Annotated in this window: 20 protein-coding genes; 8 read left to right on the forward strand and 12 right to left on the reverse strand. The window is 72.0% G+C overall.

All coding sequences use genetic code 11. The features are described 5' to 3' along the window. Positions 1 to 4: 4 nt before the first annotated feature. From Q1B24_RS17610 to Q1B24_RS17625, 4 genes are all read right to left on the reverse strand, one after another. Positions 5 to 1,384 carry a UDP-glucose/GDP-mannose dehydrogenase family protein gene (locus Q1B24_RS17610; protein ID WP_299931317.1) on the reverse strand — a complete coding sequence of 460 codons (1,380 nt, stop codon included), beginning with the start codon at positions 1,382 to 1,384 and terminating at the stop codon, positions 5 to 7. A gap of 113 nt (positions 1,385 to 1,497) precedes the next feature. Continuing rightward, entirely contained in the window at positions 1,498 to 2,721 is a 1,224-nt protein-coding gene (locus Q1B24_RS17615; RefSeq protein ID WP_299931318.1) for a NosD domain-containing protein, read from the reverse strand. Continuing rightward, complete coding sequence (locus Q1B24_RS17620; RefSeq protein WP_299931319.1) at positions 2,718 to 4,592, reverse strand: right-handed parallel beta-helix repeat-containing protein; 1,875 nt, start codon at positions 4,590 to 4,592, stop codon at positions 2,718 to 2,720. The genes Q1B24_RS17615 and Q1B24_RS17620 overlap by 4 nt, the downstream gene beginning before the upstream one ends. After that, positions 4,589 to 5,905 (reverse strand): glycosyltransferase, encoded by a 1,317-nt coding sequence (locus Q1B24_RS17625; RefSeq protein ID WP_299931320.1) that lies wholly within the window; start codon positions 5,903 to 5,905, stop codon positions 4,589 to 4,591. The genes Q1B24_RS17620 and Q1B24_RS17625 overlap by 4 nt, the downstream gene beginning before the upstream one ends. 208 nt (positions 5,906 to 6,113) lie before the next feature. On the opposite strand from Q1B24_RS17625, the gene Q1B24_RS17630 reads away from it, so the two are divergent. The 5 genes from Q1B24_RS17630 (at position 6,114) to Q1B24_RS17650 (ending at position 11,753) form a co-directional block, all read left to right on the forward strand. Beyond that, the gene (locus Q1B24_RS17630) at positions 6,114 to 7,214 is read left to right on the forward strand and encodes an OmpA family protein (protein WP_299931321.1); all 1,101 of its coding nucleotides are present in this window, start codon (positions 6,114 to 6,116) and stop codon (positions 7,212 to 7,214) included. Then, positions 7,211 to 8,869 carry a right-handed parallel beta-helix repeat-containing protein gene (locus tag Q1B24_RS17635; RefSeq protein WP_299931322.1) on the forward strand — a complete coding sequence of 553 codons (1,659 nt, stop codon included), beginning with the start codon at positions 7,211 to 7,213 and terminating at the stop codon, positions 8,867 to 8,869. The genes Q1B24_RS17630 and Q1B24_RS17635 overlap by 4 nt, the downstream gene beginning before the upstream one ends. A 276-nt stretch (positions 8,870 to 9,145) precedes the next feature. Next, complete coding sequence (locus Q1B24_RS17640; protein ID WP_299931323.1) at positions 9,146 to 9,877, forward strand: pentapeptide repeat-containing protein; 732 nt, start codon at positions 9,146 to 9,148, stop codon at positions 9,875 to 9,877. A gap of 41 nt (positions 9,878 to 9,918) precedes the next feature. Continuing rightward, complete coding sequence (locus tag Q1B24_RS17645) at positions 9,919 to 10,764, forward strand: aldo/keto reductase (protein ID WP_299931324.1); 846 nt, start codon at positions 9,919 to 9,921, stop codon at positions 10,762 to 10,764. Positions 10,765 to 10,985: 221 nt separating this feature from the next. Beyond that, a complete protein-coding gene (locus Q1B24_RS17650) occupies positions 10,986 to 11,753 on the forward strand; it encodes a lysophospholipid acyltransferase family protein (protein WP_299931325.1) in 768 nt (255 codons plus the stop codon). A gap of 16 nt (positions 11,754 to 11,769) precedes the next feature. Here the strand turns inward: Q1B24_RS17650 and Q1B24_RS17655 are convergent, their stop codons facing one another. The 5 genes from Q1B24_RS17655 to dnaK form a co-directional block, all read right to left on the reverse strand. Then, on the reverse strand, positions 11,770 to 12,039 hold the full coding sequence (locus tag Q1B24_RS17655) for a hypothetical protein (protein ID WP_299931326.1): 270 nt from the start codon (positions 12,037 to 12,039) through the stop codon (positions 11,770 to 11,772). 117 nt (positions 12,040 to 12,156) lie between these two features. Further along, complete coding sequence (locus tag Q1B24_RS17660) at positions 12,157 to 12,570, reverse strand: MerR family transcriptional regulator (RefSeq protein WP_299931327.1); 414 nt, start codon at positions 12,568 to 12,570, stop codon at positions 12,157 to 12,159. Next, the gene (dnaJ, locus tag Q1B24_RS17665; RefSeq protein ID WP_299931328.1) at positions 12,570 to 13,757 is read right to left on the reverse strand and encodes a molecular chaperone DnaJ; all 1,188 of its coding nucleotides are present in this window, start codon (positions 13,755 to 13,757) and stop codon (positions 12,570 to 12,572) included. Before dnaJ ends, Q1B24_RS17660 begins: the two co-directional genes overlap by 1 nt. Before the next feature lie 44 nt (positions 13,758 to 13,801). Then, entirely contained in the window at positions 13,802 to 14,482 is a 681-nt protein-coding gene (gene grpE / locus Q1B24_RS17670; RefSeq protein ID WP_299931329.1) for a nucleotide exchange factor GrpE, read from the reverse strand. Further along, positions 14,479 to 16,359 carry a molecular chaperone DnaK gene (dnaK, locus tag Q1B24_RS17675; RefSeq protein ID WP_299931330.1) on the reverse strand — a complete coding sequence of 627 codons (1,881 nt, stop codon included), beginning with the start codon at positions 16,357 to 16,359 and terminating at the stop codon, positions 14,479 to 14,481. Before dnaK ends, grpE begins: the two co-directional genes overlap by 4 nt. A 199-nt stretch (positions 16,360 to 16,558) precedes the next feature. Between dnaK and Q1B24_RS17680 the strand changes: the two genes are divergently transcribed. After that, complete coding sequence (locus Q1B24_RS17680) at positions 16,559 to 16,849, forward strand: Dabb family protein (protein ID WP_299931331.1); 291 nt, start codon at positions 16,559 to 16,561, stop codon at positions 16,847 to 16,849. 25 nt (positions 16,850 to 16,874) lie between these two features. Here the strand turns inward: Q1B24_RS17680 and Q1B24_RS17685 are convergent, their stop codons facing one another. Further along, positions 16,875 to 17,675 carry a GNAT family N-acetyltransferase gene (locus tag Q1B24_RS17685; protein WP_299931332.1) on the reverse strand — a complete coding sequence of 267 codons (801 nt, stop codon included), beginning with the start codon at positions 17,673 to 17,675 and terminating at the stop codon, positions 16,875 to 16,877. 85 nt (positions 17,676 to 17,760) lie between these two features. Here Q1B24_RS17685 and Q1B24_RS17690 point away from each other — a divergent pair, with 85 nt between their 5' ends. Further along, positions 17,761 to 18,471, forward strand: a complete 711-nt coding sequence (locus Q1B24_RS17690; protein WP_299931333.1) for an SGNH/GDSL hydrolase family protein — start codon at positions 17,761 to 17,763, stop codon at positions 18,469 to 18,471. A 106-nt stretch (positions 18,472 to 18,577) separates the two neighbouring features. Here Q1B24_RS17690 and Q1B24_RS17695 read toward each other — a convergent pair whose 3' ends face one another. Beyond that, on the reverse strand, positions 18,578 to 20,530 hold the full coding sequence (locus Q1B24_RS17695) for a M3 family metallopeptidase (protein ID WP_299931334.1): 1,953 nt from the start codon (positions 20,528 to 20,530) through the stop codon (positions 18,578 to 18,580). Positions 20,531 to 20,598: 68 nt separating this feature from the next. Between Q1B24_RS17695 and Q1B24_RS17700 the strand changes: the two genes are divergently transcribed. Then, complete coding sequence (locus Q1B24_RS17700; protein ID WP_299931335.1) at positions 20,599 to 21,810, forward strand: MFS transporter; 1,212 nt, start codon at positions 20,599 to 20,601, stop codon at positions 21,808 to 21,810. On the opposite strand, the gene Q1B24_RS17705 is transcribed toward Q1B24_RS17700, so the two are convergent. Beyond that, the gene (locus tag Q1B24_RS17705) at positions 21,797 to 22,327 is read right to left on the reverse strand and encodes a hypothetical protein (protein ID WP_299931336.1); all 531 of its coding nucleotides are present in this window, start codon (positions 22,325 to 22,327) and stop codon (positions 21,797 to 21,799) included. The two genes, Q1B24_RS17700 and Q1B24_RS17705, sit on opposite strands and share 14 nt — an antisense overlap. Between the last annotated feature and the right edge of the window lie 104 nt (positions 22,328 to 22,431).

Below are 22,431 nucleotides of genomic sequence, written 5' to 3' on the forward strand. Positions count from 1 at the left end.
GACGTCAGGCCGTACGACCCAGCGCCCGATAGCTCCAGCCCGCGCCGCGCCATGCCGCGGCGTCGAGGGCGTGGCGTCCGTCGACGACGTGCGGCTGCGCCACGACGTCGGCCAGGGTGGCCGGGTCGATGGCCCGGAACTGCTCCCACTCGGTGAGCAGCGCGACCACCCGGGCGTCGCGCGCCGCCTCCATGGCGCTGTCGGCGTAGGTGAGCTCGGGGTAGGCGCGGCGCGCGTTGTCCATCGCCTCGGGGTCGTAGACCGACACGATCGCGCCTTCCTGCTTGAGCATGCGGGCCACGTCGAGGGCGGGAGCGTCACGGATGTCGTCGGAGTTGGGCTTGAACGCGGCCCCGAGGCAGCACACGCGGACGCCCTCCAGGCTCCCACCGGCCTCCTCACGGATCAGGTCGACGGTGCGCTCGCGTCGCCGGCGGTTGATCGCGTCGACCTGGCGGAGGAACGCCACCGACTTGCCGACCCCGAGCTCCTCGGCACGGTGGATGAAGGCCCGGATGTCCTTGGGCAGGCAGCCGCCGCCGAAGCCGAGGCCGGGCTTGAGGAAGCGCCCACCGATGCGGGAGTCGAAGGACAGCGCCGTCGCCAGCATCTGGACGTCGGCGCCGGTCGCCTCGCAGACCTCGGCCATCGCGTTGATGTAGGAGATCTTGGTGGCCAGGAACGAGTTCGCGGCGACCTTGACGAGCTCTGCGGTGGGGAGGTCGGCGTGCACGACCGGGACACCGGCCTCGAGGAGGGGAGCGAACGCCGCCTCGAGCTGCGCGGTCGCCCACGCCGACTCGGTGCCGAACACCAGGCGGTCGGGGCGAAGGGTGTCCTCGACGGCGAACCCCTCGCGCAGGAACTCCGGGTTCCAGGCCAGCTCCACGTCCGTGCCGGCCGGTGCGTTGTCCTGGAGGATCTGGGTCAGCCGGGCCGCGGTGCCGACGGGCACGGTCGACTTGCCGACGACGAGGCACCGGCGGCGCAGGTAGGGCGCCAGGTCGCGGGTGACGCCCTCGACGAACCGGAGGTCGGCGCCGGCCGAGTCCGCGCGCTGCGGCGTGCCGACGCAGATGAAGTGCACGTCGCCGTGCTCGCCCGCCTCGGCGAGGTCGGTGGTGAACCGCAGCCGACCGGAGTCGAGCGCCTTGGCCAGCATCTCGGGCAGGCCGGGCTCGAAGAAGGGAACCCGGCCCGAGGCGAGGGCCTCGATCTTCGACCGGTCGGTGTCGACGCCGAGGACGTCGTAGCCGAGGACGGCCATGCAGATGGCGTGGGTGGCACCGAGGTAGCCGGTGCCCAGGACGGTCAGGCGGGGCAGCTCCGCCGGGGCGGCCGACGAGGTGTCGGTCGCGGTCTGCTCGATGGTGTCGTAGGACATGGGTGACTCGCTTTCCGGCCCGGGGGCCGCGTTGAGGACGCGCGCCATGGCAGCGCGACGACGGATGTGAGTGGTGACTGGTGCCGTGCGTGTGTGCGGGCGTGGTGCCGTGATCAGGTGCAGTCGATGTTGCTGAGTCCCTCGGCCGCGTCGCCGAGGTCGTTGGAGCAGTCGACGACGTTGCTGCCCTCGGGCCACGACGCGATGCCGTAGCCGGACCCGTCGACGCTCCCGGAGTTGTCGCGGAAGACATTGAAGTCGCCCCAGCCGGGGAGGATGTCGTGAGTCTCGAAGCCGTTCTCCGACGCCGACGTCCCGCGGTTGCCCTCCACCAAGTAGTTGTTGCCCTTGAGGTTGACCCAGGTGTCGGCCTCGGTCATGGACGATCCGTCGAAGACGTTGTCCATCAGGGCGCCTCCCGTGGTGCCCTCCTTGATGTCGACGGGCTCGGAGGTCGTCGCGGAGATGGTGTTGCCCTTCACGACGTTGCGGTCGCTCCGGTCGGGCTCGCAGTCGGTGTAGGTGCACCAGTTGCTCACCGCGGACCCGATGTAGATCCCCTCGCCGTAGTCCTGCTCGCGCAGCCCGGTGTCGCTGATCGTGTTGTCGAGGACGAGGTTGTCGGTGCTGTTGCTGCGCAGGTGGATCGCCTCGTCGCCGACACCGGCCACCGTCAGGCCCTGGATGACCGAGCCCACGGTGTTGTCGGCCATCACCCCCTTCTGCCCACCGGTGACGCTGAACCCGACGAGCCTCCAGTGCTGGGCCCCGTCGAGGTGGAAGGTGTAGCCGTCGTCCTCGACGGACCCGCCGTCGAGCACGGCGTCGGGAGAGCCGCACAGGAAGACCGGCTCCGAGGCGGTCCCCGACTGCGTGGTCACGAAGTGACCCTCGTAGCGGCCGTCGGCGAGGACGATCGTCTCGCCCGGGCCGGCCATGTCCAGCGCGGCCTGCAGGGACGAGGCGTCGGTGACGTCCATCGTGGCCTCGGGGCAGTCGACCGGCTCGTCGGACGGGAGCGGCCCCTGTCCCGCGGGCCGGGCGTCGGGCAGCAGCGCCGCCTCGGTGGGCTCCTCCTGCTCCTCCTCCTCGGGATCCTCCGTCTCGTCTGGCTCGTCGGTCTCCTCGGGGGTCGGCGAGGTCTCGGTCGGGAGCTCGGTGAGCTCCTCCAGCGGCGCCACCTCGGGGGACGCCGGCACGGACGGCACGGTCACTGCGACCTGGTCGGGGGCCGGCTCCGGCCAGACGAGCACGAAGACGGTCGCCGTGACCACCACGCCCGCGACGAGGGCCGCCGCCACGTGCACCCAGGTGGGCTCCTTCCAGCGTGGGTTCACAGCAGGGCCTCTTCGCGACGGACCGCGCGAGCCGGTACGCCGTCGGAGACCGGCAGCTTGTCGGCGTAGGGGTGGCCCTTGTGCCGCCGTGACCGGGCCCCGTGCACCGCGGTGAAGACGAGCAGGGCGCCGAGGAGCAGCCACATCAGCGTGAGCGGCTGCAGGAACCGCTTGAGCGTCACGAGGAAGGGCGTGGTGTCCTGCCAGCCCGACGTGTCGTTGGTCCAGGTCGACCGCTTCACGTCGGGCGCCCGCTTGGCGTCGATGGCGCTGGGGCCGCGACCGCTCATCTTGTTCTGCTGCAGCGCCGTGGCACCGACGGTGCCCACGAGGCTGACCGCGTGGTTGAGCGCGTTGGTGAAGGTGTTGCTCTCCACCGTCGCGGAGGAGTCGCGGATGTAGAGGCTGGTCTCCCCGCCGGTGACGATGTTGCCCGTCACGGCGGCCCGGGTGACGCCGTCGCGCACCGCGATCCCCTGGCTGACCGACTCGTCGACGCGGTTGCCGACGACATCGACCGACGTGGCCTCGGCACGGACCACGACGCCCATCCGGTTGCCGTCGACGTCGTTGGCCAGGACGGCGACGTTGCGTCCTCCCAGCACCTCGACGCCGTACCTCCCGTTGTCGGAGGCCTCGCTGTTGGCCAGCGAGTTGTTGCCGTAGCTGTCGACGCTCATCCCGGTGGCGTTGGGGCCGTCGGCGAGCGGCTGGCCCGAGATCGTGACGCCGTTGCGGCCGTTGTCGTTGGCACGGACCTCCGAGAGCACGATGCCGGTGGTCGCCCGGGACAGCACGACACCGTCCTGGCCGTTGCGCAGGGCTTCGGTGGCCTCGACGACCGCGTTGACGACGTAGCGGTGGAGCACGATGCCGCCCACCAGGTTGTCGGAGAACGAGCTCTCGCGGATGTCGAGCCCGTTGGCGCCGGACACGAAGATGCCGAAGGCGTTGTCCTGGACGGTGGTGTCGCTGATGGCGGCGGAGACGAAGCTGTACTCCGGCGACTCCATGTCCAGCATCGGCACCGGCAGCTCACCGGACGGCAGCACCTCGCCGAGCGCCGAGCCGCGGTTGCCCTCGACCTCGGGACGCTCGTCACCGGACTTCGCGACCGGGTCGCGCTCCCCCAGGTCGAGCGAGCGACCGAGCGAGTCGAGCGCGCCACCGGTCGGACGGTCGGTGCCGGTGAGGGACAGGCCGCCCGTGCGGCCGCTCCAGAAGCCGAGCGACGAGATCTCGGCGTGCTTGATCGAGATCTGCCCGCCGATCGAGCGGATGTAGGCGCGTCCGTCGTCGGTCACGTCGTCGGGCTTGCCCGACTGCCGGTCGAAGCTGCTGATCTCCGCAGGGGCGCCGGTGGTGCCCTGGACGTTGAGCCGGCCGCCGTAGTTGACGATCGAGACGAACCCCTGCTCGTCGCTGGCGAGCTTGAGCCGGAGCCCGCCCGCTGCTCCCAGGTTGAGGGTCGCGCCGAGGTCGATGACGATGTTCTCCGAGAGCAGGTAGGACCCGTCGGGCTGGCGTACGAAGGTCTGGGGCGCGAGGCCGAGCAGGTCCTCCGCGGTGTAGGGCTCGCTGCGCGAGGTGAGGACGAGGGTGTAGGCGGCACCCGTCGCGAGCCGGTAGGGCGCCTTGATCGGCGTGTCGCTCCAGCTGGACAGGGAACCGACGGTCCTGACCTCCAGCAGCCGCTGGTCCTCCGCGGCGACGTACTCCGCCTCGCTGGACGGGTCGCCGGGATACTCGGTGCCCGTGACCGGGGGCGTGCCGATCGACTCCGCCGCCCCCGCTGCGCCGGCCAGGCCGAGGCTCTGGCCGAGCACGAGGACGCCCAGCGCGAGCGCGCGCCAGCTTCCGCGGCGCCTCATCGGGCGTCGCCGGCGAGGTCGAGGTGCGCCTCGGCGCGCGGAGCCGGGATGACCCGGGGCTCCGGGTCGCCGACCAGGGTGGCCCGGGTCTGGCCCTCGCCGCCGACGGAGTCGGCCGTGCGGGTGAGCCAGCCCTGCTTGTTCATCGTGGCGAACGCGTAGAACTTGATCGGCAGCGCCACGAAGATGACCACGAGGGTGAACAGGGGCAGCAGCAGCACGTCGGACGGGTGCCGGCGCAGGTGGGAGAACCCGCGGATGCCGCGACCTGCCATCAGCCAGATGGCGGCCAGCGCGATGCTGGTCTGGGTCAGCTCGAGCCGACTGAAGACGAGGTAGCCGAGGGTGATGCCCATCGTGACCGGCGTCAGCAGGATCTGCAGCACCGTCACCTTGGTGACGAAGGGGACCCGCCACAACCAACCCTTGTACGCGGCCGTGAGGTAGCACCGGTAGGAGTTGCGGCTCCACCGGACGCGCTGCTTGACGAATGCCCGGAAGGTGTCGGGGAACATCGACAGCGCGCGGGCCGAGGACTGGTGCACCGCCTTGTAGCCGGAGGCGAGCACCAGCCAGGTGAGGCGGCCGTCGTCGCCGGCCACGCACCGGCGACCGAGGAAGAACTCGTTCTCCAGGTTGTCCAGGACGGGCATGACCACCGAGCGCCGGTAGGCGGCCGTCCGGCCCGACACGCACGCCACCGCACCCGCGCGGCCCATGGCCGGGACGTAGTTGTAGTAGCGGAGGTTGACCATCCAGTCCGCGACGCGGCGCCAGACGCTGGTGCGGCGCTGGTAGACGTTCTGCTGGGTGCTGACCGCCCCCACGTCGGGGTCGAGGAAGGGACGCTGGACGGCGAGCAGCAGGCCGGGCTGCCACCTCGTGTCGGAGTCGGTGAGGACGAGGAGGTCCGAGGTGGCCATCTTGATGCCCACGCCGAGGGCGGAGCGCTTGCCGGCGTGCTTGAACAGCACCGGCGTCACCCGCGGGTCGCCGATCGCACGGATGCGGTCGTAGGCCTCGGTGTCGGCGAGGTCGAGCACGACGATGATCTCGTCGGGATCCTGCGAGCGCCAGTTGTGCAGGCAGTCGAGCAGGATGTCCGGGTCCTCCCGGAAGGACGGCACGACGACGGAGGTCGTCGCGGTGTGGTTGTTGACGATGGGCTCGGCACGGGCCGAGAGGATGACCCTGTAGAGCCAGAGGCCCCACACGATCACGCCTGCCAGGGCGAGCGGGAAGGCCGCTCTCATCTGGGCGAGTGTTTCCGCCGACAACGACAGGTCGGCAGGCAGCAGCAAGGTGTTGAGCACGAGTGATCCCCCCACGGAATCAGCCGTCCGAGGGACGGCTTGAACGATGATCGGTACGGCCCCACTGCCGCACCGGGGTCAACCCTGTGCGTCAATCAGTCCTTGACCAACACCCTTCGGTCAATCCTCGACAAAAGTTCGGGGAAGGCTGGTCCCACCCTGAGACTCCTTACTCTTCCCACCCCCGATGCTGAGAAAGACTGAACCCATGAAGACCCGTTCGGGCACCCTGCAGAGGGCTTTCGTGATGACCGTCACGGCGTGCGTCCTGGGGGCGTGCAGCGATGCCGTGTCCCCGCAGACGGACTCCCCGACCACCTCCCCCGCCACCCCGTCGAGCACCCCCACCGCGCCTCCCTCCGACGCCCCGGCGGACCTCCCGACCTCGGTCGTCGCCCCCGAGTGCGAAGAGGCGCCCGGACGCACGGTGGAGCAGCTGGAGGACGTCACCGTCCCGGCGACCGTGGTCCCGGCCGTGGTCGACGCCTCGGGCCAGGAGGTCGCACCGGCCTCCGAGGTGCCGGCACAGCTCGTCGACGCCGGTTGCGTGATCCGCTACGACGCACCGGGCGGCTGCCTCGGTGCCGTGGAGGTCACGGCCGCGACCATCCCGGCGGCGACCATCCCGGGGGTCGAGCTGACGGGCGTGGAGCTCCCTGCTGCCACCACCGACACCGTCACCCAGCCCGGGGACTACGCGCCCGAGGTCTGCCAGCTCGAGCGCGACGGCCGGATCGAGACCGTCTCGCGCGCGGGCGTCGTACGCGAGGGCTTCTCGCGCGACGGTGTGGCCCGGCCGGGCCGCACCCGTCCCGAGCGGTGCGACGACGACGGGTGCACACCGGCCCTCGAGGTGCCGACGGTGCGGCTCGAGCCCGTGCGGCTGCCCGACGTCGACATCGACCCCGGACGGCTCGAGTCGCGCACCATCGCACGCGACGTCTCCGTGGTCTCCGGCGAGGATCGGGTGTCGTACGTCGCCCCCGGAGCGGTGCTCTTCGAGCTCGAGCGGGCCGACCTCCGGCCCGCCGCCGAGGAAGCGCTGCGCACGATCCTCGACACCATCGTCCCGACCGCCGACACCCGCCTCCTGGTCGAGGGGCACACCGACGACCTCGGCTCGGCGAGCTTCGGTCGACGGCTCTCCCGGCAGCGGGCCCAGACGGTCGCCGACTGGCTCGTGGACCGGGGACTGCGCCGCTCGCAGGTGACGGTGGCCGGGCTCGGCGAGTCCGCGCCGGCCGTGCCCAACACCTCCGAGGCCAACCGGGCGCGCAACCGCCGGGTCGTGATCACGGTGCTGCGATGACGACCTCCCTCCTCTCCCGCGCGGTCACCCGCACGGTCGCCGCGCTGCTCCTGCTCCTGGCGCTCCCCTTCGGCCCGGCCCCGGCCGCCCCCATCGCCGCCAGCGCCACCAGCGCCGCCTCGGCGGACGACCGGGCCGCTGCGGAGGTGCCGCGGCGCATCGACGAGCGGTTCGCCCGGCCCGGCCGGGTCCGTCGCTTCGACGTCGCTGGTCCCGGCCGCTGGCAGGTCAGCGACGGCCGTCTCCGGCTGGAGGCGTCGCGCCGCCCGGCCGCGCGCGACCGCGTGCCGACCGCGCTCCACCGGCGTACGGTCCGTGGCTCGGACTGGACGCTGCGCGTGGACGTGCGCGCCGAGGGCCGCTCGGGTGACGCCTCGGTGCTCGTCGACCGGACGGGTCCGCGAGACCATGTCGAGGTGCACCTCGACGCATCGCGACGACGCAGCGGTGTCTATGCCGTGCGCGCCGGCGACCGCACCCGCATCGCCTCCCTCGGCCTCGCCGCGCGGCCGGGGGTCCGGCACCGCGTCCGCGTCGCCCACGAGGGGAGCACAATGACTGTCACGGTCCGACGGCCCGGGCTGCGGCGCACCGTCGTGGTCGGCGTGCCCCTCCTCACCTCGAGCCGCGTCGGCCTGGGCTCGCGCGGCGGGTCGGCGTCCTTTGACGACCTGGCCGTCGTCGAGCAACGGCCCGCCCGGGCGACCTCGGTGGCGACCTCGGCCCAGCTCGCGGCGGCCCTCGCCGACGCGCGCCCCGGCGACGTGATCACGATGGCCGACGGGACCTACACGACCAAAGGCCTCGAGGCCGACCTCTCGATCGGCGACCAGCGCTACTACGGGACCTTCGTGGCCTCGCGGTCCGGGACGGCCGCCGCACCGATCGTCCTGCAGGGCAGCCGCGGGGCGATCATCGACGGCGCCCCGGGCGGCGACGGCACCTCCACCCAGTACGGCCTCTACCTCGCCGGCGTGGAGCACGTGCGGGTCCAGGGCATCACCGTCCGCAACGTCTCCAAGGGCATCGTCGTCGACCGCTCGGCGCACGTGACGATCGGCTCGGTGCTCGTCGAGGACGTGGGCCAGGAGGGCATTCACCTGCGCGCCGGCACCCGGCACTCCGAGGTCGCCGACAGCGTCGTACGCCGCACCGGCCTCGACAACGCGTCCTTCGGCGAGGGCATCTACGTCGGCAGCGCGGAGTCCAACTGGTCCACCTACAGCGACGGGAGGCCTGACGCCTCGGACCACAACCGGATCCTGCGCAACACGATCAGCCAGACCGGCGCCGAGAGCGTCGACATCAAGGAGGGGTCGTCGCACGGCGTGCTGGAGGGCAACGTCTTCGACGGCGGCGCGATGAGCGGCAGCTTCGCCGACTCGTGGGTGGACGTGAAGGGCAACTCCTGGCTGGTCCGGGGCAACCACGGCACGACGGCGCTCGAGGACGGGTTCCAGGTGCACGTCATCCTCGACGGGTGGGGACGGGACAACGTCTTCCTCGGCAATGTCGCCGACGTGCGGGGTCCGGGCTACGGCTTCTGGGTCCAGGACGGGGCGGTCGGCACCGTGGTCGGCTGCGACAACGTCGTGCGGGCCGCCGGCTTGGGCTTCAGCACGCTCCCGACGTGCGACGCCCGGTCGCGCCAGTAGCCGACGGCCTCTACCCACGCTGGGTGAATCTTTACCGTCCACCTGTTTCATTCCGCGAACAAGCGGGCAGAGTGGGTGCTATGGGCAAGCTGATCTTCGACAACCGCTTCGTCGGGGTCGTCTTCGTGTTGCTGCTGTTCGTCAACGCGTACGCGATCACCAACGGCTGGTACGCCTGAGGACCCACCGGGCTCCTCACCACCGGCGTGCAACGATCCCCGGGTGGCGACACCCGCGTTGAGCTCTGACTGCGCGCGCTGCTTCGGCCTCTGCTGCGTGCTCCTCCCCTTCTCCGCCTCTGACGGCTTCGGCGTCGACAAGCCCAGCGGGCGTCCGTGCCTCAACCTCCTCGACGACGACGGCTGCCGCATCCACGCCACCCTGCGGGAGGACGGCTGGCCCGGGTGCACGGTCTTCGAGTGCTTCGGCGCCGGCCAGCAGGTCTCCCAGGTCACCTACGCCGGCACCTCCTGGCGCGAGCAGGACAACCTCGCGGAGATGGCCGCGGTGCTGTCGGTGATGCGCCAGCTGCACGAGATGCTCGTCCACCTCGTCGAGGTGGCGCGGCGCTCGCCCGACCCCGCTGCCGACGTCGTACGCGCCGAGATCGAGGCCCTCACCACGGCCGACCCCGAGACGCTGCTGCGCGCCGACGTCGACGCCCTGCACGAGCAGGTCGGTGGGCTGCTCGCCGAGGCCAGCGCGCGCGTACGACGTCCGTGGGCACGGGCCCGCGACCGGACGCGCGCCGACCTCGCCGGACGACGGCTCACCGGCGACCACGCCGGCTGGTCCTTCCGCGGCGCCCTGCTGATCCGCGCGGACCTCCGGGGCGCCGACCTGCGGGAGGCCGACCTGCTCGGCGCCGACCTGCGCGACACCGACGTACGCGGCTGCGACCTGTCGACCACGCTCTTCCTCACCCAGCCCCAGGTGAATGCGGCGATCGGCGACGCGACGACCACCCTTCCGGACGGTTTGTCGCGCCCGGCACGCTGGGAGTCGTGAGCCGGCGGAATACCTCCCGGACCGGTCGCGCTGTGCCCGGCATGACCGTTCCCCGCATCCAGCTCCATGACGGCACGTCCATCCCGCAGCTCGGCTTCGGCGTGTTCCAGATCGACCCCGCCGACACCGCGGAGGCGGTGGCCCGGGCCCTCGAGGTCGGCTACCGCCACATCGACACCGCCGAGATGTACGGCAACGAGAAGGAGGTCGGTGAGGCGCTGACGGCCTCCGGGCTCGCGCGCGACGACGTCTACGTGACCTCCAAGCTCAACAACGGCTTCCACGAGCCGGCCGAGGCCGAGCGCGCCTTCGAGAGGACCCTGACCGACCTCGGCCTCGACCGCATCGACCTGTTCCTCATCCACTGGCCGCTGCCGACGCGCTACGACGGCGACTTCGTCTCGACCTGGCGCACGATGGCGTCCTTCGTCGAGGACGGCCGTGCCGCGTCGGTGGGCGTCTCCAACTTCCAGCCCGCCCACCTGAAGCGGCTCGTCGACGAGACCGGCGTCGTGCCGGTCATCAACCAGGTCGAGGTGCACCCCTACTTCACCAACGAGGCGGTGCGCGCGGCCAACGCCGAGCACGGTGTCGCCACCGAGGCGTGGTCCCCGATCGCCAAGGGCACGGTGCTCGACGAGCAGGTGCTCACCGAGATCGCCGAGGCCAAGGGCCGCTCCACCGCGCAGGTCACGCTGCGCTGGCACGTCGAGCGGGGCGACATCGTCTTCCCCAAGTCGGTGAACCCCGTCCGGATGAAGGAGAACTTCGAGATCTTCGACTTCTCGCTCACCGACGACGAGGTGGCGCGCATCTCCGGTCTCGACCGTGGCGAGGACGGCCGCACCGGCCCGAACCCCGACACGTTCGACTACATCCCCGACTGACCGCGCCGCACCTCTGCAGCGAGGAGGCCCGACCCCGCCCCGGGGTCGGGCCTTCGCCGCGTCCGGTGCGAGCACCATGCAGGCAGTTCGCCCGGCTCCTCGCGACCCTGAGCGTGGCGACCGGCCCGCCGCTCGCGAACTGCCTTCATGGTGCCGTCGGATCGTCGACCTGAGTGCTCATACGCACGCGCGGCACGACCTCGGCGCCCCACACTCGCCCCATGGACCCCAGCACCTGGCAGCGCCCGGGCCTCCGCGCCGCCCTCCTCTACGCCGTCGCCGCCGGCCTCCTCGGCAGCCTCGTCTCCGTGGTCAGCCGCCTCGAGCTCACCCGCCGCGCGGTTCCGACCGCCCAGCTCCCGGACGGGCCGCTCATCGTCGTCGCCAACCACACCAGCTTCGCCGACGGCATCCTGCTGGCCCTCGTCGGTCGCCGCCTGGGTCGCTCGCTCCGGTTGATGGCGACCGGCGGGGTCTTCCGCTCGGCCCTCGTGGGTCCGGTCGTACGCCGCCTCGGTTTCATCCCCGTCCTCCGCGGCACCGACGCGGCCGCCGGTTCGCTCGACGCCGCGGCCACCGCTCTTGCGGCCGGCGAGGCGGTCGGGCTCTTCCCGGAAGGCCGGATCACCCGCCATCCGCAGCACTGGCCCGAGCGCTCGAAGACCGGCGCCGTCCGCCTCGCGCTCCGCTCGGGCGCGCCGGTCGTCCCGGTGGCACTGGTCGGCGCCCAGCAGGTGGTCGGCAAGACAGGCATCATCGCCCGGCTGCTGCGCAACACCGTCCTGCGCCCGCGGGTGCGCGTCGCGGTCGGCGAGCCCATCGACGTACGCCGTCTGGCGGGCGTCACCGACGACCACCCGGTCGACGAGGCGACCGTCCGCCGGGTGGCCGACGAGGTGATGACCGCGCTGGTGTCGCAGGTCGCCGAGCTGCGCGGGGTGCCGGCGCCGCACCCGGCCGGCGTACCGGCCGAGGAGCTCAGTGCGTGACCCCAGGGGCTGGAGGTCAGGAGTAGCGGTGGCTCTTGGCCGCGTGGCCTGCCTCGCGGGTGCAGGTGCGCCCGCTCATGTTGCGGTGGCCGCACAGCTCCTCGGTCGCCGACTGCTCGGACTCGACCTTCGTCGGCGCTGCCGTCCTGGTTGCCTTCTTCGCAGCCGGGGCCGGCGGGGCGACGGGCGCCGCCGCCTTGGCTCGGGCCGGGGCCGAGCCCGCGCGCTTCTGGGCCTCGGCGTACTTCGCCTCACGCATGGCACGCAGGTTGTCCATCTTGCTCATCGTTCGATCACGCCCTGACCCTACGTGGCCGCGCCGACAGGGGACGTACTCAGCCGTCGAGCCCTGCTGCTGCGGCGCCGGCCGGTAGTCCAGTGGACAGTGGCTGCCCCAGGCGGGCTAGCGCGAACGACGCCAGACGACGAGGGACTGCCCGACGGACTGGTGCAGCACCGGCAGCTTGTTGGTCGGCTGGACGGCGGCCCGGGCGGCCAGGCCGGCGCGCAGCGCCTCGAGCTCGGCCATCAGCTCCTCGTTGCGGGCGCGAAGGGCGTCGACCTGCAGCTCGAGGTCCATGATCCGCCGCACCCCCTCGATGCCGATGCCGGCACTGGTGAGGTCGGCGATCTCGCGCAGGCGCTCGATGTCGCGGTGGGAGTAGCGGCGACCGCCGCCGCCCGTGCGGCCCGGCTGGATGAGCCCCATCCGCTCGTAGGCACGCAGCGTCTGCGGGTGCAGGCCGGTCAGCTCCGCGGCGACCGAGATGACGTAGACCGCGGCGTCGGGGGACGGTGGCCGGAACATCCCGCTCATTACTCAAACAGTCCTGCGCGGAGGGGCTTGCCGGCGGTGGCCGCCCGGTAGGCCTCCAGGGCCTCGCGGGCGGTCGGGTCGAGGTGGGCCGGGACCTGCACCTCGACCGTGGCGAGCAGGTCACCCTTGCTGCCGTCGCGCTTGGTGGCACCCTTGCCGCGGACCCGGAAGGTGCGGCCGTTGGGGGTGCCCGGCGGCAGCTTGAGGGTCACCGGCGCACCGCCGAGCGTCGGGATCTTCACCTCGCCGCCGAGCGCCGCCTCGTCGAAGGAGACGGGCACGTCGATGGTGAGGTTGTCGTCCTTGCGACCGAACACCCGGTGCGGGGTGACCTTGACCTTGACGAAGAGGTCACCGGCCGGGCCGCCGTTGTCGCCGGGCGCACCCTTGCCCTTCAGCCGGATCCTCGCGCCGTCCTTCACCCCGGCCGGGATCCGGGCCTGGATGGTGCGCGCCGAGGTGCCGCGGCCGCTGCCGTGGCAGGTCGGGCAGGCCTCGTCGTACACGAGCTGTCGACCGCCACACCGCGGGCACGTCTCGTTGATGGAGAACGCTCCGCCGGTGCCCGCCACGATGAAGCCGGCGCCCTCACACTCGGGGCAGATGTGCGGACGGGTGCCGGGCTTGCCGCCGGTGCCCTGGCAGGTCGGGCAGGCGGCGTCGGACGTCAGCCGCAGCGATACCGTCACGCCGTCGAGGGCGTCGGTGAACCCGATGGTCGCCGTGCTCTCGACGTCGGCGCCGCGACGCGGCCGGGCCTGCTGCTGGGTACGCCCTCGCGGGGCGCCGCCGAAGAGGTCGCCGAACATGTCGCCGAGTCCGCCACCGGCGGCGCCGCGGTCGCGCAGCAGGTCGTCGAGGTTGAACCCGCCGCCGCCGAAGCCACCGCCGGCGCCACCGACGCCGCCGCCCATCCCGGGGCCGAAGCCGCCCCGGGCCTGCAGCGAGCGGAACTCGTCGTACTTCTTGCGCTTCGCCTCGTCGCCCACGACGTCGTAGGCCTCGGCGACGGCCTTGAACCTGTCGTGCTTGGCGTCGTCACCGGGGTTGGAGTCGGGGTGGTTCGCCCGGGCCAGCTTGCGGTAGGCCTTCTTGATGTCGGCCGCGCTGGCGTCCTTCTGGACGCCGAGGACCTGGTAGAAGTCCTTCGTCGCCCAGTCGTTGCGGAAGCCTTCAGTCTCAGCCATGGGGGAACCCCCTCTCCGTCTGCTCGGTCATCGAACGGGTGTGCTCAGGCGTCGGCCGGGTCGACCACGAGCACCTGGGCGGCGCGCACGACGCGGTCGCCCATGCGGTAGCCGCCCTTGGCGACGTGCTTGACCGTCGTCACCTGGACCTCGGGGTCGGTGCCGAGGTGGCTCAGCGCCTCGTGGAACGTCGGGTCGAACGCGTCGCCCGGCTCGCCGAAGCGGACCAGGCCGGCGCTCGCGACCACGCGCTCGAGCTGGTCGGCGACGGCCTTGAAGCCGCCGTCGAGCTCGCCGTGCTCCCTGGCCCGGTCGATGGTGTCGAGCACCTCGACGACCGGGGCGAGCGCCTTGTAGGCCGCGGTCTCCGCGACCAGCTGCCGGTCGCGGTCGACCCGCTTGCGGTAGTTGGCGTACTCGGCGGAGAGACGCTGCAGGTCGTTGGTCAGGTCGGCCAGCGAACCCTTCATGGCAGCGAGCTCGTCCTCCTCGGTGTCGACGTCGGTGTCACCGGAGCCCAGGTCGGGGCGCTCCTCGGCGGTGCCGGGCGCGTCGCCGGCGACGGCGTCACCGGCGACCTGCTCCTCGACCTCGGTCTCGTTGGCCATCTCGCCGGCGGCGTCACCGAAGCCGGAGCCCCCCGGAGGGGGAGCCACGGTGGGCTCCCCCTCCGGCAGGTCGGTCGCCTCGGCGCCCGCGGCGGGGTCGACGGGGCGATCGGTCACTTGGACTCACCCTCGGCGGTCGCGTCACCGTCGGTCGAGCCGTCGGCCTGCTCGTCGACGATCTCGGCGTCCACGACGTCGTCGTCGGACTCGCCGGTCGCCCCGGTGGCACCGCCCGCAGCGGCCTGGTCGGCCTCCGCGGCGGCGTACATCGCGGCACCCATCTTCTGGCTGGACTCACCGAGCTTGGTGATGCCGGCGGTGATGTCCTCGGGGGACGCGTCCTCCTTGGCCAGCGTCTCCTTGAGCGCGTCGACGTCGGCCTGGACCTCGGTCTTGACGTCGTCGGGGAGCTTGTCGGCGTTGTCGGTGAGGAACTTCTCGGTCGTGTAGACGAGCTGGTCGCCCTGGTTGCGGGCCTCGACGGCCTCGCGACGCTTGGCGTCCTCCTCGGCGTACTGCTCGGCCTCCTTGACCATGCGGTCGATCTCGTCCTTGCCGAGCGCCGAGCCACCGGAGATGGTCATCGACTGCTCACGGCCGGACGCCTGGTCCTTGGCCGAGACGTGCACGATGCCGTTGGCGTCGATGTCGAAGGTGACCTCGATCTTCGGCACGCCGCGCGGGGCCGGCGGGAGGCCGGTCAGCTCGAAGTTGCCGAGCGGCTGGTTCTGCGACCACATCTGGCGCTCGCCCTGCGCGACCTTGATCTCCACCGACGGCTGGTTGTCGTCGGCGGTCGTGAAGATCTCCGACCGCTTGGTGGGGATGGTGGTGTTGCGCTCGATGAGCGTGGTCATCACGCCACCCTTGGTCTCGATGCCGAGGGAGAGCGGGGTGACGTCGAGGAGCAGCACGTCCTTGACCTCGCCCTTGAGGACGCCGGCCTGGAGCGCGGCGCCGACGGCGACGACCTCGTCGGGGTTGACCCCCTTGTTGGGCTGCTTGCCGCCGAGGAGCTCGGTCACGACCTCGGTCACGGCCGGCATGCGGGTCGAGCCGCCGACGAGGACCACGTGGTCGATGTTGGCGACGGCGACGCCGCCGTCCTTGAGCACCGACTGGAACGGCGCCTTGGTGCGCTCGAGCAGGTCGGCGGTGAGCTTCTGGAACTCGCTGCGGGTGAGCTTCTCCTCGAAGTGCAGCGGGCCCGACTCGCCGTGCGTGATGTAGGGCAGGTGGACCGTGGTCTCGCTGGAGGACGAGAGCTCGATCTTCGCCTTCTCCGCGGCCTCCTGCAGGCGCTGCTTGGCGATCTTGTCGGCCGCCAGGTCGACGCCGTTGGCGTCCTTGAACTTCTTGACCATCCACTCCACGACGCGGTTGTCCCAGTCGTCGCCACCGAGGTGGTTGTCACCGGAGGTCGCCTTGACCTCGACGACGCCCTCGCCGATCTCGAGCAGGGACACGTCGAACGTGCCGCCACCGAGGTCGAAGACGAGGATCGTCTGGTCCTCGCCCTTGTCCAGGCCGTAGGCCAGCGCGGCCGCGGTGGGCTCGTTGACGATGCGGCTGACGTTGAGGCCCGCGATCTCGCCAGCCTCCTTGGTCGCCTGGCGCTGGGCGTCGGAGAAGTAGGCCGGGACGGTGATGACCGCGTCGGTCACCGTCTCGCCGAGGTAGGCCTCGGCGTCGCGCTTGAGCTTCTGGAGCACGAACGCGCTGATCTGCTGGGGGGTGAAGGTCTTGTCGTCGATGTCGACCTTCCAGTCCTCGCCCATGTGGCGCTTGACGGACCGGATGGTGCGGTCGACGTTGGTGACCGCCTGTCGCTTGGCGACCTCGCCGACGAGGACCTCGCCGGACTTGGTGAAGGCGACGACGGACGGGGTGGTCCGGGCGCCCTCGGCGTTGGCGATGACGGTGGGCTCGCCACCCTCAAGGACGGCGACGACGGAGTTCGTCGTGCCCAGGTCGATGCCGACCGCTCGAGCCATGGTGTGTTCCTCCTGCTGCGTATCTGCTGCGTATGGATGACGTGAGTCTGCTGCCATCCTGCCGCGCTTCGGCGGAGGAGGCAAAACAGTTGAGCCGATCCGGCTCAAGTCTGTTCATGGGTTACAACGCAGGTACGCCGCCAGTGTTCCCGATCCGGACAGAAATCTTCCGTGACCCGGCTCCGCCTAGCCTTGCGGCATGATCCGCCACACCGTCGCGTTCCGGCTCCACCACGCCCCCGGCTCCCCGGAGGAGGCCGACTTCCTGGCCGCCGGCCGGGCGCTGGCCGACATCCCCGGCGTCACGGCGTACGAGCAGCTGCGCCAGACCAGCCCGAAGAACGACTTCGCCTTCGGCTTCTCGATGGAGTTCGCCGACCAGGCGGCGTACGACGGCTACAACGAGCACCCCGTGCACACGGCCTTCGTCGCCGAGCGCTGGGTGCCGGAGGTCGCCGACTTCCTGGAGATCGACTACACGCCGCTCTGATCCCTCTGCGAGACGGGACGGCGACTCAGCGGGACCAGACGTACGGCGTCGTCGTGGTCACGGCCTCCAAGCCGGAGCGCTCGAGGATCGGGCGGGACATGTCGGTGCAGTCGGAGTGGATGAACCGGATCCCGCGTGCCACCGCGGAGCGGGCTCGGGCAGCGACGAGCGCGCGGTAGATGCCCCGGCCGCGGTAGTCCGGCAGCGTGGAGCCGCCCCAGATGCCGGCGAACTCGGTGCCCTCGACCGGGGTGAGCCGACCGCCGCAGACCACCCGGTCGCCGACCTCGGCGACCCAGAACTCCGAGCCGCCCGACTCGAGCTCGGCCAGTGACGACGCCACCGAGGGTCCGCGCCCGGTGCCGAAGACCGACTCCTGGGCGTCGAGCATCCGCGTGAGGTCGTCGACGGCCGTCGGACCCGGCTCGAGACGGCGTACGACGACGGGGCCCTCGGGCGTCTCGGCGAGGGGTGCGTTGACGGCGAGGCGGGAGGCCTCCCCGATCATCACGGTCTCGCGCGGCTCGGCGACGAACCCGTGCGCGACGAGCCGGTCGCCGAGGTCGGCGGGCAGGTCGTGCCCGCGCGACTTCCACTCGAAGGACGCGACGTCCGTGTCGTCGCGGAAGTGCGCGACGGTCCGCTCGACCAGCGCGTCGAGCGCCTCGCCCTCGGCGCCGCCCAGGTCGCGGTAGGACACGAACCCGCCGTGGTCGAAGACCGCCCACAGGAGCGGCCCCTCGCGCACCACCTCGTGGGCCCGCGCCATCTCGGCGTCGGTGCGCAGCTGCTCGTCGTAGGCCGCCAGGAGGGCGTCGGTCGTCATGGGCGGCAGCCTAGGTCCCGAAGTCAGGGGAATCTCAGGGGTTTTCGCCTGCGCGGAACCGCCTGGAGGACGCACACTTGTCCACGTGCTCCATCGGGGGAACCTGCGCCGGGTCGTCGGCGCCTCGACCATCGCGCTGCTGATCGCTGCCCTGATGGCGTTCTACCTCGCCGACATCGCCGACGCCGGCCCGACCCGCTGCCAGCAGCACCGCCTCGACGCGCGCGAGCGCGCCGCGGTCGTGACCGGTGAGGGACAGCGGGTGCTGGTGATCGGCGACTCGTGGTCGGTCGGGCTCGGCCAGGACGACCTGTCCCGCTCCTGGGCCGCGCGGCTCCCGGGCGAGGTGCACGTGCGCGGGTTCTCCGGGTCGGGCTTCAGCGCCGGCGCCAGCGGCTGCGGCCGGGTGTCGTTCCACGACCGCGCGCCGACCGCGGTCGGCGTACGTCCACGGCTCGTGGTGGTCGAGGGCGGGCTCAACGACTTCGACCAGCCCGTCCGGGCCATCGACCGCGGCTTCCGCAACCTGATGGCCGACCTCGCCGGCCAGCACGTGGTGATCGTCGGGCCCGCGACCGCGCCGCTCCGGGCCCGCGCGGTGCCGCGCGTCGACGACCGGCTCGCGGTGCTCGCCGACCGCTACGGCGTGCCCTACGTGCGCACGAGCGACCTCGACCTCGACTACCTCGACGACCGCCTCCACCTCACCGAGGACGGCCACCGCGAGTTCGGTGACGCCGTGGCCGAGCGCCTCGCCGGCGTGACGCCGACGCGACCGGTCCTGGTCGCCCACTGAACCGCTCGCACCACCAGGTGCGCGCAGTCTGAATTGACGTCAAGTCAGATCGCGCACGGGGTGCGTGCGGCCCGTCAACACCGTGGGGCCCGGTCCTGCCGATCGCTCACTCTGCGAGCCAGGCAGCCCAGCTGTCGAAGGAGTATGGCCGGCCCAGGAAGTCGGCGACCAGGTCGGCGGCGTCCTTGCGCCCGCCCATCGCGAGGACCTTGTCGCGGTAGGCCAGCGCGACGTCGGCCGCGAAGAGGTCGTCGGGGTCGAACGCGGAGAACAGGTCCTTCGCGATGACGAGCGACCACATGTAGGTGTAGTAGCCCGACGAGTAGCCGTCGAGGTGGCCGAACGCGCAGTGCATGTGGGCGCCCTCGAGCGGCGGGAAGACGGAGTAGCGGCGCTGGAGCTCGTCGCCGTAGGACGTGAGGTCGTCATGGGCCGCGGCGTGGAACCAGTAGGACCGCGCGGCGTACGACATCTGCTGCACCGCGTAGAGACCCTTGCCGAACTGCTCGGCCCGGCGCATCGCCGCGACCAGGTCGGCAGGGATGGTGTCGCCGGCCTCGTTGCGCGCGAAGGTGGCCAGCACGTCCGCGTCCCACGCCCACTCCTCGAGCATCTGGCTGGGCGCCTCCACGAAGTCCCACTCGGTGGCGACGCCGGAGAAGCGGGCCCACCGGCCCTGGCCGGCGAGGACGTGGTGGATGAGGTGGCCGAACTCGTGGAAGAGGGTGACGACCTCGTCGTGCTCCATCAGGCCGCGGTTGAAGTTGCACACCAGGACGCCCTCGGGGAGCTGCTCGCCGGCGATGCCCTTGACCATGTCGAACTGGGCGGCGTGCTTGAACTTGCCCTCGCGCGGATGCAGGTCGAGGTGGATCCGCCCGATCCGGGCGCCGTCGAGGCCGACGTCGTAGCTGGCGACCTCGGGGTGCCAGGTGCCGGCGTCGCCGTGCGGGACGGGGGTCCACTCGAGCCCGAAGAGCCGGCCGGTGACGTCGAGGAGGCCCTGGCGGACCTGCTCGAAGCCGAAGTAGGTGCGCACGACCTGTCCGTCGACGTCGTACTGCTCGCGCCGGACGAGCTCGGAGTAGTAGCGCGAGTCGTAGGTGGCGACGGTGTCGGCCGCCGGGTCGTCGACCCGCTTGCGCTCCAGGAGCACGCCGACCTCGTCGGCGGCGCGCTCCTTGGCCGCCTCGCCCACCCGGTCGATGAAGTCGGCGACCGCCTGGCCGGTGCCGATCATCTTGACCTCGGTGTCGTAGTCGGGCCAGGAGTCGTGGCCGAGCAGCGACGCGGTCTCGCGGCGCACCGCCAGGAGGTCCTGGAGGACCTGGTCGTTGGCGGGCCACGCGACGTTGTTCTGCGCCAGCGCCAGCTCGTGACGGGCCTCGGCGTCGACGGCGAAGGTGATGAAGGGAACGAGGTCCGGGTAGTCCGTGGTGACGGTGACGAGACCGTCCTCGTCGGGCGCGTGGGCGTCGCGGTAGTCGTCGGGCAGGCCGGCCAGCCGCTCGGGCGTGACCCGGATCGAGCGCACGTCGTCGCGGATGTTGCGACCGAAGTCCTGGGAGAGCTTGACGCCCCGCTCGCTGAGCTCGCGCAGGCGGTCGCGGGTGGCGTCGTCGCGGTCGACGCCGGCGCGGCGGAAGTCGCGCAACGTGTGCTCGAGGACCCGGCGGCCGTCGGCGTCGAGATCGGTGAGGTCGGAGGAGGTCGCCAGGCGGTCGAGGACGGCGTAGAGGTCGCGGTCCAGGCCGAGCTCGGTGACGTACTTCTGCACCTGCTGGCTGAGGTCGTCGGCACGGTCGCGGACGGCGGCGTCGGGGTGCACCTCGGCCCACAGGGCGACGGCCTCGGCGTTGGCGAGGGCGGTCTCGGCCTTGTTCCACGCGACCAGGACGACGGGGGCGTCGGAGGAACCGGCCTTCACCAGCCCGACCTGCTGCTGCGCCTCCTCGAGCTGGTCGTGGCAACGCTGCGTCACCCAGTCGAGCCAGTCACCGCCGCCGGGGAGGTCGATGGGGCTGGGCCGGGCGTCGGTCGTGCGGGGTTCGGGAGCCACGTCGTGGAGCCTACGGGCGGGGTGGGACATGCTCCACCGGTCCGGACCGCGGCTGGGAGGATGGGCCGGTGACCTCGGGGACCACGCAGGACTTCCGCTTCCGCGACATCTGGCTCGTGGCGTACGGCCCCTCCATCGTCTCCGCGATCGGCCACGGCGCGATGCTGCCGGTGCTGGCGCTGCGGGCGCGCGACCTCGGCGCCGACGTCAGCGTGGCCGCGGCGATCGTCGCCCTGCTCGGCGTCGGGCAGCTGCTCGCGAGCCTGCCGTCCGGCGCCCTCATCGCCCGGATCGGCGAGCGACGGGCGCTCGTCGGCGCGGGGCTGGTGGACGCGTGCGCGATGGCGTTCGCGGCGCTCACCGACTCGGTCCTGGGACTGGCGGCCGGGGTGCTGCTCAGCGGGGTGTGCTGGACGCTGTTCCTCATCGCCCGGCAGGGCTTCATGATCGACGTGGTCCCCGAGACCCACCGGGCGCGGGCGATGTCGCTGCTGGGCGGCTCCTACCGGGTCGGCGTGCTGGTCGGCCCGCTCATCGGGGCCGGGCTCATCGCGGTCTCGGACCTCACGAGCGTCTTCTGGCTGGGTGCGGCGATGTCGGTGCTCGCCTCCCTGCTCGCGGCCACGATGCCCGACCTGGGCGAGGAGAAGCGCGCGGCGGCGCGGGCCAGCGGGCATCTGGGCGTGTGGACCGTGATCGCCGCCCACCGCCGCCTGCTGGCCACGCTGGGCACGGCCGTCGTCATCCTCGGGGCGAGCCGCTCGCTGCGGCTCAGCCTCCTGCCGCTGTGGGCCGACCACGTCGGGCTGTCGGCGTCGACGACGTCGCTCATCTTCGCCGGCGCCGCGGCGATCGACGTGGCGTTCATGTGGCCCGGCGGCTGGCTGATGGACACCCGTGGCCGGATGGTCGTCGCCGTGCCGGTGGTGCTCTCGATGGCGGTGGCCTGCCTGCTCCTCCCGCTCGCCACCAGCGCCGCCTCGGTCGCCCTGGTGATGGCGCTGATCGCGTGCGGCAACGGCCTCGGGTCGGGCATCGTGATGACGCTCGGGGCGGATGCGGCACCGGTCGAGGGGAGGTCGCAGTTCCTCGGCGCCTGGCGGCTGTGCGGCGACATCGGCAACACCGGCGGACCCCTCCTGGTCAGCGCGGTGGCCGCCGTCGCCCCGCTGGCGGTCGCGTGCGTGACCGTCGGCGTGCTCGGACTGGCGGGCGCCGGCTGGGTGGGCTACTGGACCCGCCGCGTGGACCGGGACCGGGCGGCGCTCAGCCGACGGTGACCGTCACCTCGTTGGACACGACGTCGGAGTCGGTGTCCACGACCCGGAACTCGTTGGGGCCGGTGCGGCTCGTCTGGACGTACGTCGCGAAGGTGCCGCCGCTGACCGACATGGTCACCGGGAAGTCGGACCACGCGCCGTTCTCCATCCGCTGCACCTGCAGGATCGCGCCCTCGCCGGCCTGGTAGGTGCCGGTCAGGTCGATCTGCTGCATCGGGCTGACCGACTGCTGCGAGGCCGACAGCGAGATGCCGGTCGCCGGCGCCTCCGAGGTGGGCTCGGCGCCCGCGCTCGGCTCCGTCGCCTCCTCCGGCACGGTCTCGGTGCTGGTCTCGCTCGGCTTGGGCAGCCGGAAGGTCGCCGAGGCGCTCGGGTCCGCGCTGGCCCCCGTGCTCTCGCCGATGCCGGTGACCTTGACGCCGACGAGGACGGCCAGCCCGCCCAGCAGGCCGATGGCCACGGCGACGCCGACCAGGGCGACGAGCCCCGTCAGGACGGGGCGGTTCTCGGTGTCCATGTCGGTGTCGGGGGACCTTTCGCGAGGATGCGGTGACCTCGTCATTGTCCAAGACGGGCGGGTGCCGGGCCAACTGACCCGCCCGGGCGGCGAGCCGGCCACCC

Source organism: uncultured Nocardioides sp. (assembly GCF_947488025.1).
Taxonomy (GTDB): domain Bacteria; phylum Actinomycetota; class Actinomycetes; order Propionibacteriales; family Nocardioidaceae; genus Nocardioides.